Here is a 1,536-nt window from a genome sequence, read left to right on the forward strand (position 1 = left end):
ACTCTTTCCTATTCTTTCAACATACTAGACTGCAATTTTTATGCCAGTATTTGAAAAGCAAATATTAGCGCAGTTTTCCTTGGTTCTTATAACCAAGTGCTGAAAAAATTCACCGCATTTAGAAGGAAAAAGCCTATTGTACATTGAATGGATAGTGGTGAAAAGTTTCACCGTATATTGGCAGAAATTCACCATAGGAAAGGAATACGAAACAATGACTTCTTTTAAAGAAAAAAAAGATTTGACGAACGAAACGTTACAGACCATCATTGAATTCTCTACGGATGGAATATATGTAGTAAATAAAAAGGGAATAACGATATATGTAAATGAAGCTTATGAAAAAATCACAGGAACCAATAAACAAAACGTATTAGGAAAGCATATGCAAACCGTTATAGATGAAGGATATATTGATCAATCTGTTTCCCTGCTTGTGTTAGAAGAAAAAAAGCGGCGCTCTATTATGCAAACGATTTCAAGCGGAAGAGACGTTATGGTAACAGGAAATCCAGTGTTTAACAAACAAGGTGAAATAGAGCTCGTTGTTACCACTGTACAGGATATTACACAGTTAAACGCAGTTAAAAAAGAGCTGTTAAAGGTAAAAGAGTTTTCACATATGAATGCAAATAAATACGCTGTAAAAGTTAATGGGTCGGAACAGCCCCTAGTGTTTCAAAGCAATAGGATGAACTTGGTTTATCAGCAAGCCAAACGAGTAGCTCCGTTTCCTACAAGTATTCTTCTATCAGGTCCCTCAGGATCGGGAAAAGAAGTAGTCGCTAATCTTATTCATGATTCAAGCGATAGAAACAATCAGCCATTCATTAAAGTGAACTGCGGAGCCATTCCTGAACCGTTGCTAGAATCAGAGTTATTCGGCTATGAAAAGGGAGCTTTTACTGGCGCTCGAACAGAAGGGAAAATAGGACTGTTAGAACTCGCTGATGGTGGAACCTTGATGCTTGATGAAATTGGTGAAATGCCGATTTCCTTGCAAGTAAAACTGCTTCGAGTGTTACAGGAAAAGCAGGTACAGAAAATTGGAGGAACTAAAACAAAAAGTATCGATATACGAATCATTTCGGCAACAAATCAACATCTAGGAGAGCTTATTAAAAAGGGGAGGTTCCGTGAAGATTTATACTATCGTTTAAAGGTAGTTGAAATCACCCTTCCGCATTTATCTCAACGTAAAGAGGATATTGGTTTACTGGTTGATCATTACGTTTCCTACTTTTGCAGCTTGTATTACGTCCAAAAGCGCATATCAAATAAAGCGAAGCAAATGCTAGAAGCGTACCAATGGCCGGGAAATGTAAGAGAGCTTCGAAATATGGTTGAGAATATGATTGTGTCTATTCCTGGTGAAACAATTGAAGCCCATCATTTACCTTTTCATACTTATAATGAAGATGAAAAATGTGACTATTTACCTCTAAAAAAGAAAGTGGAGAAGTTTGAACAGCGGCTCGTTAAAGAAACTATTCAACATTGTTCATCACTCCGGCAAGCAGCGAAAGAATTAGGTAT

At 37.0% G+C, this 1,536-nt stretch carries 1 protein-coding gene; it reads left to right on the forward strand.

Annotated elements, in window-relative coordinates; all coding sequences use genetic code 11:
* Nucleotides 1-136: 136 nt before the first annotated feature.
* Nucleotides 137-1,536, forward strand: a 1,400-nt coding sequence (locus RB298_RS00280) for a sigma-54 interaction domain-containing protein (RefSeq protein WP_486045172.1), incomplete at its 3' end; no start/stop codon positions are given.

The sequence above is a fragment of the Priestia sp. BR_2 genome (assembly GCF_041954005.1).
GTDB classification, from domain to species: domain Bacteria; phylum Bacillota; class Bacilli; order Paenibacillales; family Paenibacillaceae; genus Paenibacillus_AQ; species Paenibacillus_AQ lautus_A.